The organism is Mesorhizobium sp. BE184, from assembly GCF_031457045.1.
GTDB lineage: Bacteria > Pseudomonadota > Alphaproteobacteria > Rhizobiales > Rhizobiaceae > Mesorhizobium.
Genome location: NZ_JAVDVU010000001.1, coordinates 397,289 through 414,043, shown reverse-complemented (window position 1 = coordinate 414,043; position 16,755 = coordinate 397,289). Strand labels below are relative to the sequence as shown.

The 16,755-nt window shown below is 64.0% G+C and carries 13 protein-coding genes; 8 read left to right on the top strand and 5 right to left on the bottom strand.

The window, feature by feature from the left end; translation table 11 throughout:
* Positions 1–81: 81 nt before the first annotated feature.
* The 4 genes from J2X35_RS01920 (at position 82) to J2X35_RS01905 (ending at position 4,320) form a co-directional block, all read left to right on the top strand.
* Positions 82–1,524: a methylmalonyl-CoA mutase subunit beta gene (locus tag J2X35_RS01920; RefSeq protein WP_310180576.1), complete on the top strand. Its 1,443-nt coding sequence runs from the start codon at positions 82–84 to the stop codon at positions 1,522–1,524.
* A complete protein-coding gene (gene scpA, locus J2X35_RS01915) occupies positions 1,521–3,644 on the top strand; it encodes a methylmalonyl-CoA mutase (protein WP_310180575.1) in 2,124 nt (707 codons plus the stop codon). The genes J2X35_RS01920 and scpA overlap by 4 nt, the downstream gene beginning before the upstream one ends.
* A gap of 68 nt (positions 3,645–3,712) precedes the next feature.
* Positions 3,713–3,934: an AbrB/MazE/SpoVT family DNA-binding domain-containing protein gene (locus J2X35_RS01910; protein ID WP_056107964.1), complete on the top strand. Its 222-nt coding sequence runs from the start codon at positions 3,713–3,715 to the stop codon at positions 3,932–3,934.
* Positions 3,931–4,320 (top strand): type II toxin-antitoxin system death-on-curing family toxin, encoded by a 390-nt coding sequence (locus J2X35_RS01905; protein WP_310180572.1) that lies wholly within the window; start codon positions 3,931–3,933, stop codon positions 4,318–4,320. Before J2X35_RS01910 ends, J2X35_RS01905 begins: the two co-directional genes overlap by 4 nt.
* Before the next feature lie 5 nt (positions 4,321–4,325).
* Here J2X35_RS01905 and greA read toward each other — a convergent pair whose 3' ends face one another.
* Positions 4,326–4,799 (bottom strand): transcription elongation factor GreA, encoded by a 474-nt coding sequence (gene greA / locus J2X35_RS01900; RefSeq protein ID WP_056107958.1) that lies wholly within the window; start codon positions 4,797–4,799, stop codon positions 4,326–4,328.
* A 105-nt stretch (positions 4,800–4,904) separates the two neighbouring features.
* Here greA and J2X35_RS01895 point away from each other — a divergent pair, with 105 nt between their 5' ends.
* Positions 4,905–6,281: a TIGR03808 family TAT-translocated repetitive protein gene (locus J2X35_RS01895; RefSeq protein WP_310180570.1), complete on the top strand. Its 1,377-nt coding sequence runs from the start codon at positions 4,905–4,907 to the stop codon at positions 6,279–6,281.
* Here J2X35_RS01895 and J2X35_RS01890 read toward each other — a convergent pair.
* Both J2X35_RS01890 and J2X35_RS01885 read right to left on the bottom strand, forming a co-directional pair.
* A complete protein-coding gene (locus J2X35_RS01890; protein ID WP_310180567.1) occupies positions 6,274–7,281 on the bottom strand; it encodes an asparaginase in 1,008 nt (335 codons plus the stop codon). The two genes, J2X35_RS01895 and J2X35_RS01890, sit on opposite strands and share 8 nt — an antisense overlap.
* 173 nt (positions 7,282–7,454) lie before the next feature.
* The gene (locus J2X35_RS01885) at positions 7,455–8,621 is read right to left on the bottom strand and encodes an acetyl-CoA acetyltransferase (protein WP_310180565.1); all 1,167 of its coding nucleotides are present in this window, start codon (positions 8,619–8,621) and stop codon (positions 7,455–7,457) included.
* Between the two features lie 170 nt (positions 8,622–8,791).
* Here J2X35_RS01885 and betI point away from each other — a divergent pair, with 170 nt between their 5' ends.
* From betI to betB, 3 genes are all read left to right on the top strand, one after another.
* Positions 8,792–9,382 (top strand): choline-responsive transcriptional repressor BetI, encoded by a 591-nt coding sequence (betI, locus tag J2X35_RS01880; protein WP_056107949.1) that lies wholly within the window; start codon positions 8,792–8,794, stop codon positions 9,380–9,382.
* Positions 9,383–9,433: 51 nt separating this feature from the next.
* A complete protein-coding gene (betA, locus tag J2X35_RS01875) occupies positions 9,434–11,086 on the top strand; it encodes a choline dehydrogenase (RefSeq protein WP_310183696.1) in 1,653 nt (550 codons plus the stop codon).
* A gap of 220 nt (positions 11,087–11,306) precedes the next feature.
* Positions 11,307–12,770 carry a betaine-aldehyde dehydrogenase gene (gene betB / locus J2X35_RS01870; protein WP_310180563.1) on the top strand — a complete coding sequence of 488 codons (1,464 nt, stop codon included), beginning with the start codon at positions 11,307–11,309 and terminating at the stop codon, positions 12,768–12,770.
* A gap of 24 nt (positions 12,771–12,794) precedes the next feature.
* On the opposite strand, the gene J2X35_RS01865 is transcribed toward betB, so the two are convergent.
* Positions 12,795–15,038, bottom strand: coding sequence for an AGE family epimerase/isomerase (locus J2X35_RS01865; protein WP_310180561.1), 2,244 nt, complete (start codon positions 15,036–15,038; stop codon positions 12,795–12,797).
* Positions 15,039–15,051: 13 nt separating this feature from the next.
* Positions 15,052–16,572 carry a phosphomannomutase/phosphoglucomutase gene (locus tag J2X35_RS01860; RefSeq protein WP_310180560.1) on the bottom strand — a complete coding sequence of 507 codons (1,521 nt, stop codon included), beginning with the start codon at positions 16,570–16,572 and terminating at the stop codon, positions 15,052–15,054.
* Between the last annotated feature and the right edge of the window lie 183 nt (positions 16,573–16,755).

The window sequence follows — 16,755 nt, the reverse complement described above, 5'->3', positions numbered from 1 at the left end:
GCCCTTTGTGTGCATTGCGATGCAGAGCAAGGGACCCTAGACTGTCCCGGCCCGGCTAGCGGCAATGACAGATCAAGAAGGATGGGAGCCGGAGCGGCGATGGAAACCCTTGAAACGGAAAAAGCTGGACGGCGGCGGTGGCTGGAATTGGCCGACAAGGCGCTGGACGGCGCATCGTTCGAGGACAGACTGGTTTCGCACACCGAGGACGGCGTCCGCATCGAGCCGCTGTACGAACGGGCTGCCGAAGGAGAGCCTAGCCTGCGCGTCAACCCGGAAGCTGCATGGGCTATCGTCCAGCGTGTGGACGATCCCGACCTCGATCGTGCGAAGGCGCAGGTCGAAGACGATCTGTCTCAGGGTGCGACAGGCCTGGCGCTGGTTTTCGAAGGCGCACCCAATGCCTTCGGCTACGGATTGCCTGCCGGCGCCGAGACGCTGGAGCGTATCCTGGAGGGCGTTTCCCTCAATCAGGTGCATCTGCGCGTCGATGTCCATCCCTCCAGCCGAGCCATGGCCGACTGGCTGGTCGAGCTGTTGACCCGCAGACGCGTCGATCCGGCGAAATTGAGCCTGTCTTTCGGCATCGATCCCGCCGCGATCTTTGCCGGCACCGGCCGGCTGCGCATGTCCATCGAAGCGCTGCAGGCTTCGATGCCGCAGTCGCTGGCGCATTTTTTCGCCATGGGGGTTCCCGGCATCCTGCTCGAAGCAGATGGACGCGTCTTTCATAATGCCGGCGCAACCGAGGCGCAGGAGCTTGGCATCATGCTGGCGTCGGCGGTCGCCCACCTGCGGCTGTTCGAGGAAGCGCGCCAGGCGCTGATCTATGCCGCGCCGCATATCGGCTTCGCAGTGAGCGTCGATCAGGATCAGTTCGTGTCAATGGCCAAGATCAGGGCGCTGCGCCAACTGTGGAAGCGTGCGCAGGAACTGTGCTCGATCCCCCCCTCGGTCGCCCACATCCATGCTGAGACGTCCTACCGAATGATGACGCGGCAAGATCCGGAAACGAACATCCTGCGCAGCACAATCGCCTGTTTCGCGGCGGCCACGGGTGGCGCGGACACCATATCGATCCTGCCGCATACGATCGCGCATGGCCTGCCCGCGCCCTTCGCGCGGCGCATTGCCCGCAACACGCAGCTCATCATGGCGAACGAAAGCCATCTCGATCATGTCGGCGATCCCGCTTCGGGCTCGGGCGGCATCGAAGCGCTGACCAACGGCCTGTGCGAGACCGCATGGTCGGTCTTCCAGCAAATCGAAGCGGAAGGCGGCATACTGGCAAGCCTGCAATCGGGCCGCATCCAGCAGCGCATCAACGCCGCGCGCACCCAGCGCGCCGTTGCTTTCGACAGTGGCCATCGGACGATTGTCGGCACGACACTTCATCCAGCCGCGACCGAACGGCAGGCGGAAACGCTGCCGGCGGACCATCGCGCAGTGCCAGCGGACGGAGTGGTCTTTTGCGAAGCCCTGCTCCCAGGACGCATAGACGAATCTCTCGGAGCGGCCGAATGATCCCCGATTTTGGCCGCATCGGCTGGACGGCGTCGCGCGAAGCGGCCGCCGGGCCGAAAGGCATCTGGCATACGCCGGAAGGCATCAAGGTAAAGCGCCTCTATACGCAGGACGATCTCAAGCGCCTGCCGGCGCTCGACACATATCCGGGCCTGCCACCCTTCGTGCGCGGCCCCTACCCTACCATGTATGTCCAGCAGCCGTGGACGATCCGCCAATATGCCGGCTTCTCGACGGCCGAGGAATCCAACGTCTTTTACCGGCGCAACCTGGCGGCGGGGCAGAAGGGGCTTTCCATCGCCTTCGATCTGGCCACCCATCGCGGCTATGACAGCGACCATCCGCGCGTCGCCGGCGATGTCGGCATGGCCGGCGTGGCCATCGACTCGATCCTCGACATGCGCCAGCTCTTCGACGGCATCCCTCTCGACCAGATGACGGTGTCGATGACCATGAACGGCGCCGTGCTGCCGATCCTGGCGCTCTACATTGTGGCCGCCGAAGAACAGGGCGTCGCCCAGAAGGATCTCGCCGGCACCATCCAGAATGACATTCTCAAGGAGTTCATGGTCCGCAACACCTACATCTATCCGCCGAAGCCTTCGATGCGGATCGTGTCGGACATCTTCTCCTATACCTCGCGGCACATGCCGAAGTTCAACTCCATCTCGATCTCCGGCTATCACATGCAGGAAGCCGGGGCGACGGCGGACCTGGAACTCGCCTACACCATCGCCGACGGCATCGAATATGCGCGCGCCGGGGTCGCCGCCGGGCTGGACATCGACAAGTTCGCGCCGCGCCTGTCCTTCTTCTGGGCCATCGGCATGAACTTCTTCATGGAGGTCGCCAAGCTTCGCGCCGCCCGGCTCCTGTGGTCGCAACTGATGGACAAGAACTTCTCGCCGAAGGACCAGCGCTCGCTGTCATTGCGCACGCATTGCCAGACGTCGGGCTGGTCGCTGACGGCGCAGAACCCTTATAACAACATCGTTCGCACCATGATCGAGGCGATGGCGGCGACGCAGGGCCACACGCAGTCACTGCACACCAATTCCTTCGACGAGGCTCTGGCGCTGCCGACCGACCATTCGGCGCGGATCGCCCGCAACACGCAGCTCATCCTGCAGAAGGAATCCGGCACCACCCGCATCATCGATCCGTGGGGCGGTTCGGCCTATGTGGAGCGGCTGACGCATGATCTCGCCGCCCGCGCCATGAGCCATATCGAAGAGGTCGAGGCGCTGGGCGGCATGGCCGCGGCGACCGAGAAGGGCATTCCCAAGCTGCGCATTGAGGAAGCGGCGGCGCGCACCCAGGCCCGCATCGATTCCGGCGAGCAGAGTGTGATCGGCGTCAACGCCTATCGGCCGGAGCAGGACATGGAGGTCGATGTCCTCAAGATCGACAATGCCGAGGTGCGGGCGCGTCAGCTTTCCAAGCTGCAGCAATTGAAAGGCACTCGGGACGTCGCCGATGTCGAGAATGCACTGAGCGCGCTGACCCGTGCGGCAGAAAGCCAGGACAATCTGCTGGAATTCGCCATCCGCGCGGCGCGGGCGAAAGCGACGGTGGGCGAGATTTCGCTGGCGCTGGAAAAGGTTTTCGGCCGGCACGTCGCCACGGTGCAGACCATATCGGGCGTCTACCGCAAGGAACTCGGCGACAATGCGGCCGTCACCCGGTTGGAAGAAAAGCTTGCGGCCTTCGAGAAGAAGACTGGCGGCAAGCCGCGCATCCTGGTTGCCAAAATGGGACAGGACGGTCACGACCGCGGCCAGAAGGTGATCGCCACAGCGTTCGCCGATCTTGGTTTCGACGTCACCGTCGGCGCGATGTTCCAGACGCCGGAGGAAATCGCCAGACTGGCCGACGAGCACAATGTCGATATCGTCGGCGCATCGTCACTGGCGGCAGGCCATCTCACCCTGATCCCGGAACTGAAGACTGCGCTGAAGAAGATTGGCCGCGATGGCGTTCTGGTGGTCGCCGGCGGTGTCATCCCGCCGCAGGACTACGACGCCGTTCTGGCGGCAGGCGCGGCGGAAATCTTCCCGCCGGGAACGGTTATTCCGGAAGCTGCGGAGCGGCTGATGGAGCGGCTGCTGGCCGAAGACTAAGCGTTATAATCTCTGTTGTAACTTCGTTCGTTTGTGTTATAATTCTCGTTACAACATAGGAGCATCCCATGAACACGGTCATCCGCAAGATCGGCAATTCCGAAGGTGTGATCCTGCCGAAGGAGATACTCGAGCGCCTGAACATTAAAGCCGGAGATCAGCTTTCAATCACTGAAACGGCGAAGGGCGTCACGCTTGAAGCGGTTGACGACAGCTTCGAACGCCAGATGAAGGCCGCGCGCGAGGTCATGGACAAATACAAGGTCGCGCTCCAGAAGCTCGCGGAATGAACTGGGAGTTTCTGAGCCGGCGATCCGTGGAGGCCATGCATGCTGAACAGTTGCGCAGGCACGGCGGCGCGCAAGGCCTAAGGGATGAAAATTCGCTCGAGTCCGCTTTGGCGCGTGCTGAAAACAAAGCTAATTATGGCGAGCCCGCCATTCACGATTTAGCGGCCGGCTACGTTTTCGGAATTGCCCGAAACCACGCCTTCGTCGATGGCAACAAGCGAACGGCCATCGTCGCCGCCGGTACGTTCCTGATCGTAAACGGGTACGCGCTAACCGCCGACAACGGCACGATTTATGAATTCACGATGGGAATCGCAGCTGGCGAAATAGATGAGGAAGGCGCCACCGCCTATTTCAGAGACCATACCGTCAAGCTGGCCCCATAAGCCCTTCACCCCTTCGCGCTCAGCTTGACGATCTCCCATTCCCTGCCGTTGACCGTCACCAGGTCGCCCGCCTTTTTACCGAACAGCGCCTGCGCCATCGGCGACACATGCGAGATGGTGCCCTTGGCCGGATCGGCTTCGTCCTCGCCGACGATTTTCCAGTGGACCTTGCCGCCGTCCTCATCTTCCAGGGTGACGCCCATGCCGAAGCGGGCCACGTCGCTATCGGCATCCGGAACGGAGACTTCCGCGTTCTCGCGCCGCGCCGTCCAGTAGCGAAGATCGCGCGACGCCATGGCGAGGCGTTCGCGGTCCTCTTGCCGCTCCGCCTTGCCAAGCTCCTCGCGCAACCTCGCCAGTTCGGCTTCGATCTGCGCCAGTCCGTGTTCAGTCACCAGATTGCGGTGCGCGCTCACCGGCTTTTCGCCGATGTCGGCGATGGATTCGTTGTCTTCTTCGCGGGTGAAGGCTCTGCTCATCGCCCGAATCTAGGCCCGCAAGCCCGGCTTCACAACCGCAAAGCGACATCCGCGATCTGGCACGCTAATTGCGCCGTACAGCTTGAGAGCCGGAAAGCTGTGCCAATGTTGAACAGAAGACGTTTCTTGACCGGCACCGCGGGCTTCGCGGTGCTTGGCCTTGCGATTGGCAAAGCCGGCGCAACCAACCTCTCCACCATCCAGACGGCATCCCTGCGCGGCTCGATCAACGCGACCGATTTCGGTGTGCGGTCCGGCGCGACGGACGACCAGAGCAAAGCTTTTGCAAAGATGCTGCGCGAGGCAAGCGACCGCAATGCGCCGGTCATGCTGCCGCCCGGCACCTATATCGTCTCGAACCTCACCCTGCCCGACCGGGTGCGGCTTTCGGGCGTTCCCGGCGCGACGCGCATCGTCTATGGCGGCGGCGGCCATCTGATGATGAGCGAAGGCGCCGAGGTGGTCGATCTCGCGGGCCTCGTTTTCGACGGCGCCAATCAGTGGATCGGCGACCAGGCCGAAGGGCTGCTCGACCTGCGCCGCGTCGGCCATCTCACCATCGATGATTGCGTCGTCGCCGGCAGCGCGAGAAATGGCATCGTGCTTGAAGGAGCCGCCGGCCGCATCGAACGATCCACCGTCACGGGCGCGGCCGACGCCGGCATATGGTCCATCCAGGGCGCCGGAATGCGGATCGCCGGCAACAGCGTGGCGGACTGCGCCAATGGCGGCATCCTCGTCCACCGCTGGCAGGCGGGCGAGGACGGCACCATGGTCTCCGGCAATCGGGTGCAGCGGATCGGCGCGGCCGCCGGCGGCACCGGACAGAACGGCAACGGCATCAATGTCTTCCGCGCCGCCAATGTCATGGTCACCGACAACATGGTCTCGGACTGCGCCTTCTCCGCCGTGCGGGCGAACAGCGCCAGCAACGTCCAGATCGGTTCCAACACCTGCCTGCGCTCCGGCGAAACGGCGATTTATTCGGAGTTCGCCTTCGAGGGCGCGGTGATCAACGCCAACATCGTCGATGGCGCCGCCAACGGCATCTCGATCGTCAACTTCAACGAAGGCGGCCGCATGGCCACCTGCACGGGCAATGTCGTGCGCAACCTGTCGGCGGTCGGGCCCTATACGCCGGACTCGCCCGGCTTCGGCACCGGCATCTGCTTCGAAGCGGATACGACCGCTACCGGCAATGTCATCGAGAACGCGCCGCTCTATGGTCTGCAGATCGGCTGGGGACCATACCTGCGCAACGTTGTGGCCAGCAGCAACATCATCCGAAACGCTGGCACCGGCATCGCCGTTTCGGTGGTCGAAGGGTCCGGATCTGCGATCCTTACCGACAATGTCATCGACGGCGCCTTGAAGGGTGCGATCGTCGGCCAGCGCTGGGCGGAACCGGTAACAGGCGACCTCGCTTCAAGCGGCAATGCGGGCTATGCGCATTTGACGGTGGAGAGAAACCACGTCAGCTAAGCAGGGCTCCGCCCGGCTGCAGCAGGCCGACCTTTGCGCCGACACGGCTTTCGATGCCCGGCCGTGCGAGTTCGTCCAATCTGGCGGCAAGTGTCGCGTCGGCGCGCAGCAGGCGTGACAAAACAGCCGCGATCATTACCTCGGCGGCGCGTCCCGCGCCGTCGTCGCATTTCAGCGCGATGCCAAACCCAAGCTCCGGAATCGCGGCGCAATAGACGCCTTCGGCGCCGGTCTTGACGAAAATCCGTCCCGGCGCCGCCTGCATCAGCGGAACATCGGCCCTGCCCGTACCCGCCACAAGGAAAGGCTCGGCCATGCAGGCGGACAGAAGCCGCTTCGCCGCCGCGGCCCGCTTTGGGTCCAGCCCAACTCCGGTTGCTATTTTGGCAAAACCATGGGCGAAACTGCGCAGCGGCACGGCATAGGTCGGGATCGAGCAACCATCGGTGCCGCAAAGCTCTGTGCGTTGCGCCGCGCCGGTGACGGATTGCATCGCGTCTCGCACCAGCTTCTGCGATTCATGCCCGGCCTTCACGTAGCCGGATGGCGCTACGCCAAGATGAACGCAGGTGCAGAGAAAGCCGGCGTGCTTGCCGGAGCAGTTGTTGTGCAAGGCATTCGGCCAGCCGCCCGAACGCGCCAGTTCGATGGTCGCATCGTGGCTGGAAGGCCAGTGCGCGCCGCATTCCAGCGCCTCCTTGTCGAGCCCGGCTTTCGCCAGCATCGATGCCGCCAGATCGACATGCTGCGGTTCGCCTGAATGGGAAGCGCAGGCCAGCGCCAGTTCGCGGTCGCCGAAACCATAAGCATCGGCGGCACCGCTTTCGACAAGCGGCAGCGCCTGGATGGCCTTGACCGCCGAGCGCGGAAAGACCGGTTGGCCGGCATCGCCGATCTCCCAGACGGTCCTGCCATCGGCATCGACTACCGAGATGGCGCCGCGATGGGCGCTTTCGACCACCTCGCCGCGCAGAACCTCAACCAGAACCGGATTCGTCATGCTGTCACCGCACGGCCATCATCGACTGACGACTATTGCGGCGCAAGGCGACATGCAAGCGGCGTTCTTACCCTCCCCCTTGTGGGGAGGGTAAGCAAGATCGCGTGCGGAGCAAGCGACCGAGACGGGGCGGGGGTAAAAGGACTTTGAGCCCAACCCACCCCGAGATGCAACTACTTCACCCGCTCCAGGATCGACACGTAGTTGGCGACGGCGGCGCCGCCCATGTTGAAGATGCCGGCCAGCTTGGCGTCCGGCACCTGGATGCCGCCGGCTTCGCCGGTCAATTGCATCGAGCTCAGCACATGCATGGACACGCCGGTCGCGCCAATCGGATGGCCCTTGGACTTCAGGCCACCGGACGGATTGACCGGCAGCGGGCCTTCCTTGCCCGTATAGCCGTTCAGCGCCAGCTTGCCGCCTTCGCCCGGCGCGGCAAGCCCCATGGCCTCATATTCGATCAGCTCGGCGATGGTGAAGCAGTCATGCGTCTCGACGAAAGAGAGGTCGTCGACGGTGACGCCGGCATTCTTGTACGCCCGCGCCCAGGCTTCCGAAGCGCCTTCGAACTGGAGGATATCGCGCTTCGACATGGGCAGGAAATCCTGCACATGCTCGTTGGCGCGGAAGCCGATCGCCCGGCGCATGGTCTGCGCCGTCTCGGCATCCGTCAGCACCAGCGCGGCCGCGCCGTCCGAAACCAGCGAGCAATCCGTGCGCTTCAGCGGGCCGGCGACGAACGGGTTCTTCTCGCTTTCGTGGCGGCAGAACTGGTAGCCGAAATCCTTGCGCATCTGCGCATAGGGATTGTCGACACCATTCCTGTGATTCTTGGCGGCGATCATGGCCAGCGCGTCCGACTGGTCGCCATAGCGCTGGAAATAAGCCTGCGCGATCTTGCCGAACACGCCGGCAAAGCCCGCAGGCGTATCGCCCTCCTCCGGCAGGTAAGAAGCCTTGAGCAGGTTCTTGCCGATTTCCGGGCCGGGCGTCGTGGTCATCTGCTCGGCGCCGACAACCAGCACGACGCGGCCGGCGCCGGAATCGATGGCGCGGATGCCCTGCCGCACCGCCGCCGAACCGGTGGCGCAGGCGTTCTCGACCCGCGTCGCCGGCTTGAAGCGCAGCCGGTCGTCAGCCTGAAGCACAAGGCTGGCGGTAAAATCCTGCGGCGAGAACCCGGCGTTGAAATGCCCGAGCACGATCTCGTCGACGTCTTCCGGCCCGATGCCGGCGTGTTCGAGCGCTTCCAAGGCCACCTTGGTGATCAGGCCTTCGAGCGTTTCGCCCTCCAGCTTGCCGAAGCGCGAATGCGCCCAGCCAACGATACATGCGGTCATCGGTGCCTCCAGCATTTGTCTTGAAGAGATGTAATCCAGCCTGCTCCCATCGCCAAGATGGTTCAAGGCTGAACCGACTGCGCCAGAGCGCAATACGACGCACAACGGATGCGCATTTTTTATTGATTGATGAGTCAATAAAAAATAAAATCGGTGAAAGGAGCAGAACGATGCCAAAAATCGGAATGGAACCCCTGCGCCGCCGCGCGCTCATCGACGCCACGATCTCCGCCGTGGGAGAGCGCGGCTCGCTCAACGTCACCGTTTCGGAAATCGCCGGACGGGCTGGCGTCTCATCGGCGTTGGCGCATCACTATTTCGGTCCCAAGGAAGAACTGCTGCAGGCGACGATGCGGCAACTCCTCGCCGATCTCGGCACCGATCTCGGCAAGGCTCTGGCCAAGGCTTCGACGCCACGCCGGCGCATCAGCGCGGTGATCGCGGTCAACTTCAACGCCGCCCAGTTCCGCGAGGAGACGGTGCATGCCTGGCTCGCCTTCTATGTCGAGGCGCAGAATTCGCTGATGCTGCGGCGGCTGCTGAGGGTCTATGCGCGCCGCCTGCATTCCAATCTGATGAGCGGGCTTATGCCGCTGGTGGGCCGGCCGGAAGCCACGCGCATGGCGGAGGCGATCGCCGCCCTGATTGACGGGCTCTACATCCGCCGCGCATTGCGGGACGGCCTGCCCAACCCTGCGAGCGCCGCCGCGCTTGTCGAGGACTATGTCGACGCCAAGCTGGCGAACCGGTCGGGCACATGACCCCTGTTCGGATTTCGCACGACCCTCGCCCCGGTGCGCGGTGTGGCAGCCATGCTTGAGGCGGACTTCGTCATCGTCGGTTCCGGTTCCGCCGGTTCCGCGCTGGCCTACCGGCTGTCGGAGGACGGCCGGCATTCGGTGATCGTCATCGAATATGGCGGCTCGGATGCCGGGCCGCTGATCCAGATGCCGTCGGCGCTGTCGATCCCGCTCAACATGCCACTCTACGACTGGGGCTTTTCCAGCGAACCGGAGCCGCATCTCGGCGGCCGGATTCTGGCGACGCCGCGCGGCAAGGTGCTGGGCGGATCTTCCTCGATCAACGGCATGGTCTATGTGCGCGGCCATGCCCGTGACTTCGACCACTGGGCCGAGGAAGGCGCGGCCGGCTGGAGCTTCGCCGACGTGCTGCCCTACTTCAAGCGCATGGAAGACAGCGAGGACGGCGAGGACGGCTGGCGCGGCATCGGCGGACCGCTGCATGTGCAGCGCGGCCCGAGGCTTAACCCGCTCTACAGCGCCTTCCTCGAAGCCGGCCGGCAAGCGGGCTTCGAGACCACCGACGACTATAATGGATCGAAGCAGGAAGGCTTCGGGCCGATGGAACAGACAATCAAGAATGGCCGGCGCTGGTCCGCCGCGGACGCCTATCTGCGGCCGGCGCTGAAGCGGCAAAATGTGAGTCTCGTCAAAGCCTTCGCGCGGCGGGTGGTCATCGAGAATCAACGCGCCGTCGGGGTCGAGATCGAAGCTCGCAAACAGATTCAAGTCGTTAAGGCGCGACGTGAAGTGGTCGTCGCCGCATCGTCGATCAATTCGCCCAAGCTCTTGATGCTGTCCGGCATCGGCCCGGCGCGGCATCTGGCCGAGAGCGGCATCGATGTCGTGGCGGATCGGCCGGGCGTCGGGCAGAACCTGCAGGATCACATGGAGCTCTACATCCAGCAGGAATCGACAAAACCCATCACGCTCTATTCGGTGCTCAATCCTCTCTCGAAGGCGCTGATCGGTGCGCAATGGCTGTTCTTCAAAACGGGGCTCGGCACCACCAACCATTTCGAGGCGGCGGCCTTCGTGCGCTCGGCGCCGGGCATCGATTATCCAGATATCCAGTACCATTTCATTCCGGCCGCCGTGCGCTATGACGGCAGAGCGGCGGCGAAGTCGCACGGCTTCCAGGCGCATGTCGGCCCGATGCGCTCGAAGTCGCGCGGCTCGGTATCGCTCCGGTCGTCAGACCCTTGGGCAAAGCCGGCGATCCGCTTCAACTACATGTCGCATCCCGACGACTGGTCCGACTTCCGCCATTGCATAAGGCTGACCCGCGAGATTTTCGCGCAAGCCGCGTTCGACGACTATCGCGGCAAGGAGATTTCGCCCGGCAGCGCGCTACAGTCCGACGAGGAACTGGACGCCTTTATCCGCGACCATGCCGAGAGCGCCTACCACCCGTGTGGCACCTGCCGCATGGGTGGCGCCGACGATCCGCGCAGCGTCGTCGATCCCGAGTGCCGGGTGATCGGGGTCGAAGGTCTGCGCGTGGCGGACTCCTCGATCTTCCCGCGGGTAACCAACGGCAATCTGAACGCACCATCGATCATGACGGGGGAAAAGGCCGCCGACCATATATTGGGACGAACGCCGCTGCCGCCGTCCAACCAGGAACCATGGATCAATCCGCGCTGGCAGGTGAGCGACCGGTGATTGCGGTCTACAACCCCTCATCCGACCTCGCTTCGCTCGGCCACCTTCTCCCACAAGGGGAGAAGGAAACGCGCCGGGACGCGCTGACGCCAATCGCCAACATAGGCGATTTGCAGTAAGCCATGTGCAAGCTGCCTTCTCCCCTTGTGGGAGAAGGTGGCCGAGCAAAGCGAGGTCGGATGAGGGGTAATCGCGCCGCTCCCTGTGCCAAGGAGAACTCATGAAAGCTCAACCCAAGGCCTCCCACTACATCAACGGCCGTTTCGTCGAAGACGACCAGGGGGCTGCCCTACCCGTCATCTATCCGGCGACCGGGGAGACCATCGCGACGCTGCATGCGGCGACGCCGAACATCGTCGAACTGGCAGTCGAAGCGGCGCGCGCCGCGCAGCCGGCCTGGGCGAGGCTGAAGCCGGCCGAACGCGGCCGCGTGCTGCGCCGCGCCGCCGATCTGCTGCGCGAGCGCAACGAGCATCTGGCGCGGCTGGAAACGCTCGACACCGGCAAGCCGCTGCAGGAGACGCTGGTGGCGGACGCGCCTTCCGCCGCCGACTGCCTGGAATATCTCGGCGGCGCGGTCGCTTCCTTCAATGGCGAATTCATCGATCTTGGCGGGCCGTTTGCGTATACGAGGCGCGAGGCGCTCGGCGTCTGCGTCGGCATCGGCGCCTGGAATTACCCGATCCAGATCGCCGGCTGGAAATCGGCCCCGGCGCTGGCCATGGGCAACGCCATGGTTTTCAAGCCATCGGAACAGACGCCGCTCTCGGCTCTGGCACTGGCCGAAATCTACACGGAAGCCGGGCTGCCCGACGGGCTGTTCAACGTCGTGCAGGGCTACGGCGACGTCGGCGCGGCACTCGTCGAGCATGAGGTCGTCGCCAAGGTCTCCGTCACCGGCTCGGTTCCCACCGGCCGCAAGGTGCTGGCGCTGGCCGGCTCGAAGATGAAGCACGCGACGATGGAACTGGGCGGCAAGTCGCCGCTGATCGTGTTCGACGACGCGGACCTCGAAAGCGCCATCGGCGGCGCGATGCTCGGCAATTTCTATTCGAGCGGCCAAGTCTGCTCCAACGGAACCCGCGTCTTCGTCCAGAAAGGGCTGCACGACCGCTTTGTCGAACGCCTGCTGGAGCGGACGAAGAAAATCCGCATCGGCGACCCCCTCGACCCCGAAACGCAGATGGGGCCTCTAGTCAACCGGACGCAGCACGAGAAAGTGCTGTCCTATATCGAGGCCGGAAAGCAGGAAGGCGCGACGCTGGCTTGCGGTGGCGGCGTGCCGTCGCTGCAAGGTTTCGATGGCGGCTTCTTCATTGAGCCGACCGTGTTCACCGGCGTGGCGGACACCATGCGTATTGCGCAGGAGGAAATTTTCGGCCCGGTGATGAGCGTGCTCGCCTTCGAGGGCGAGGAGGAGGTGATCGACCGCGCCAACGACACCGAATTCGGCCTCGCCGCCGGTGTCTTCACCGCCGATCTTGCCCGCGCCCATCGCGTCATCGGCGAGTTGCAGGCTGGAACCTGCTGGATCAACGCCTACAATCTGACACCGGTCGAGATACCGTTCGGCGGCTTCAAGCAATCCGGTATCGGCCGCGAGAACTCGCTGGCAGCGCTCGAGCATTATTCGCAGGTGAAGTCGGTTTACGTGGAGACCGGCAAGGTCGACAGCCCGTACTGATCCCGAAGCCAGATTGCGCGGCGATTAGTCCCGCCCCGCGGTGCTGTCCAGATACTGCGTCAGCGCACACACCAGGTGATAAAAAATGCTGGCCGGCACGTCCTGCGCCAGCGAACGCCCGCGCTCATCGATGCGATCGATCCACAGCCCTGTCGGCGCCGGATCGACGTGCCACCGGAACAGCCGTCCGACGCGCGCCTCGACTTCCGGCTTCATGTCCGGACCGCCGGCGGAATCCAGCGCGATGGCAGCCTTGATCGCCTCCGATTGCGGCCAGCTGCGCGAGACCTGGTCGAGCGGCATGCCTTGACGAGACACGGCAGCGTAGGCCAGGCCGGTGGCGCGATTGAGCCCATTTGCGATGGCGGAAGCGTAAAGCTTGCGGGCGAACACCATCAGGTCGTTCTGGCCGCTGCGCGTCGCGAAATCGACCAGCAGCGACGCCCATTCGAAATGGTGGCCCGGCTCCGTCCACAACCCTTTCTCACCTGTAACCGGACGCCATTCGGCGTCGAAATATTCGCCCAGCGTCCAGCTTTCCGGATCGAAGAAATGGCTGCGGAACAGGTCGATGATGCGCGCCGCGCGGCGCAGGTAAGTGCGGTCGCCGGTCGCCTGATGCCATGCGAGAAACGCTTCCAGCAGATGCATGTGCGGGTTGGAACGCCGTTCCTCCTCGCCGTCCGAGGTTTCGAGAAAACCCGTCAGCCGCCTGTCTTCCAGATGCGCATCGAGGAAGGCGAAGGTTTCGCCGGCAAGGGCTAGGGCGTCCGGATTGCCGCACATATGCGCATAGGCCAGCGCCAGCAGCACGCAGGAATGATCGTAGGCGTCCTCGGCGGCATCGGCGACCGTGCCATCGACGTTCAAGGTTCGCACCCACCCGCCCCGGTCCGTGCGCCCGTGGCGCGTCATGAATTCGATGCCATGTGCGATCAGCTTGTCGGAAGGACCGTCCCAGCCGCGCGCCTTGGCCACGGCGAAGGCGTAAACCTGGCGCGCCATGGTGCGCATGCGCTTCGGCTTCATCAGCGGCCTGGCGTCGAATCCGAGCGCTTCGTGAAAACCGCCATGATGCTCATCGACACCGGCGGTCGACCAGAGCGGCAATGTCTCCTCGAAGAGCCAATGCCGGACCCGTCGACGCCACGCGCCGCTTTCCATGACGCGGTCATGCGCCGGCGTGAACCTGGTTTCGAGACGGCCGCCTTTTTCGAGCTGCTCGACGATCTTGCGCACATTCTGGCTGTGGCTAACCGGCGCGACGAATGTCGCGTCGGCTGTCGCCACGATGGCGACGTCCCTCATGCCCACGGCCGAGAGCAGGCGGCCCTCGCTGCGGATATACGAGTTCTGGCAGTCTATCGCGACGACATCGCCGAGGATGACATTGCCGTTGCCGTCCAGCGGCCCGACATCGAGCAGGGATTGCCAGGAGCCCAGGTCATTCCAGCGGAACGTGGCCGGAACCATGGCGATGTCCTTCGCCTGCTCCATGATCGCGTAATCGATCGAAATGGACGGGATTGCACCATATAGCTCGGCAGACATATAGAGGCCCGAAACATCGGCGGACGCCTGGCTGAACGCCGCTTCCGTGGCGTTCCAGATTTCGGGCTGGAATTTCAGGAAAGCGTCGCGCATGGCGCTGGCGCGAAACAGGAAGATGCCGGTATTCCAGTAGAAATTGCCAGCCCGCAGATATTCTTCCGCCTTGGCCAGATCCGGTTTCTCGACGAAGCGCGACACGTCGAACACACCGCCCTTCTCGTCCGCGACTTCGATATAGCCATAGCCGGTTTCGGGATGGCCGGGCTTGATGCCGAACACCACCAGCCGGCCTTGGCGGGCGGCTTCGGCGCCGGCTTCCACGGTCTGCCAGAATCGCGCGGTGGTCGAAATCTCGTGGTCGGAAGGAACCACCAGCACCAGGCTGTCGCCGAATTGCCCAAGCGTCCGCAAAGTGGCCAGCGCCACCGCCGCCGCCGTGTTGCGGCCGAGCGGTTCGTAAAGCGCGCCGCCGCCAGCCAGATCGAGGCCGGCGAGGTCGGCATTGATGCGGGCCGCGTGCCGTTCGGCGGCGATCAGGAACACCGGCGTTTCGCCGGCACCCTTGTCGCGGGCGGTGAGACGCAGCAGCGTCTTGACCAGCATCGAGCCGCCGCCGGACAGGTCGTGGAACTGCTTCGGATTGTCCTCACGCGACAGCGGCCACAGGCGCGAGCCGACGCCGCCGCTCATGACGAAACTGACGATGCGTTGGCTCATGCGGGTACCGTGGTCAGAACGTCTGGTTGTACGGGCCGACCTCGGGATTGCGCCGCAGCACGGCATCGACCCCCTCGAACATCTGCCGCCGGCGTTCGGACGATACAGGGCTTTCGACCACGACGACAAGCTCCGGCTTGTTGGAGGAGGCGCGTACCAGACCCCAGGTGCCATCCTCGGCGACGACGCGCACGCCGTTGACCGTGATCAGATCGACGATGCGCTGGCCAGCGAAGATCGCACCTTCCGCCTTCATCGCCTCGAAAGCCGCAACGACCCTGTCCACCACGCCATATTTCACCTCGTCGGCGCAGTGCGGCGACATGGTTGGCGTGCCATACGTAAGCGGCAAGTCGCGGTAGAGATCGGCCATGGACTTCGCCGGGCTGCGGTCGAGCATCTGGCAGACGGCGATCGCGGTGACGAGGCCATCGTCGTATCCGCGCCCGATGGGCGGATTGAAGAAGAAGTGCCCCGATTTCTCGAAGCCGGCGATGGCGTTCAGTTCGGCAACCCGCCTCTTGATGTAGGAATGCCCGGTCTTCCAGTAATCGGTCACGGCACCACTGGCTTTGAGGTCCGGATCGGTCATGAACAGGCCGGTCGATTTGACGTCAACCACGAATTGAGAGCCCGGATGCAGCCGCGAAATATCGCGTGCGAGCATGACGCCGACCTTGTCGGCGAAGATCTCGTTGCCCTCATTGTCGACCACGCCGCAGCGGTCGCCGTCGCCGTCGAAGCCAAGGCCGATGTCGGCGCCTGTCTCCAGAACCTTGTCACGGATGGCGTGCAGCATCTGCATGTCTTCCGGGTTCGGATTGTAACGCGGGAATGTATGATCGAGTTCAGTGTCCAGCGGGATCACCTCGCAGCCGATGCGCTCCAGCGCTTCCGGCGCGAAGGCGCCCGCCGTGCCGTTGCCGCAGGCCGCGACAACCTTCAGCCGGCGCGAGATGCTTTTGCCCGCGGTGACGTCATCCAGATAGGCGGCGCGGAAATCGGCAACGAAGTCGTAGCTGCCGCCGCCGGTCAGATCGAAATCGCCGGCCAGCACAATTTGCTTCAGCGCAGTCATCTCGTCCGGGCCAAAGGTCAGGGGCCGCGCCGCGCCCATCTTGACGCCGGTCCAGCCGTTCTCGTTATGCGAGGCCGTCACCATGGCGACCGAGGGCGTGTCGAGCGCGAACTGCGCGAAATAGGCCATCGGCGACAGCGCCAGGCCAATATCCTTGACCCGTGCGCCGGCGGCCATCAGGCCGGAAACCAGCGCCAGCTTGATGCCCAGCGAATAGGCGCGGAAGTCGTGGCCGGTGACGATGTCCGGTCCGACGCCGAGGCGGCGGATCAGGGTGCCCAGGCCCATGCCCAGCGCCTGGACGCCGACGAGATTGAGTTCCGGCGGCACGTCGCTGCCGTCGCGGCCGAACCACCAGCGCGCGTCATATTCGCGGAACCCGGACGGCTTGATGAGCGCCGAGGTTTCAAAGGCGAATGTGTTCGGCAGGGCCTCGGAAACGATCTTCAAGGACAATCGGCGGCACTCCAGACACAAGTTGTCGTCGCACCTCGCAGGCACGGGCGCGTCGTTTGCAGTCTTTTAGACCGGCTTGCCTAACGGGAAATTGAAAACATCCGGCGATCTGCGGATAAAGCTAACGATTTGCCTCGCCGGCCACGGCTTTGGCGCTTGCAGGAAGCGGACGCGGCGGCTATA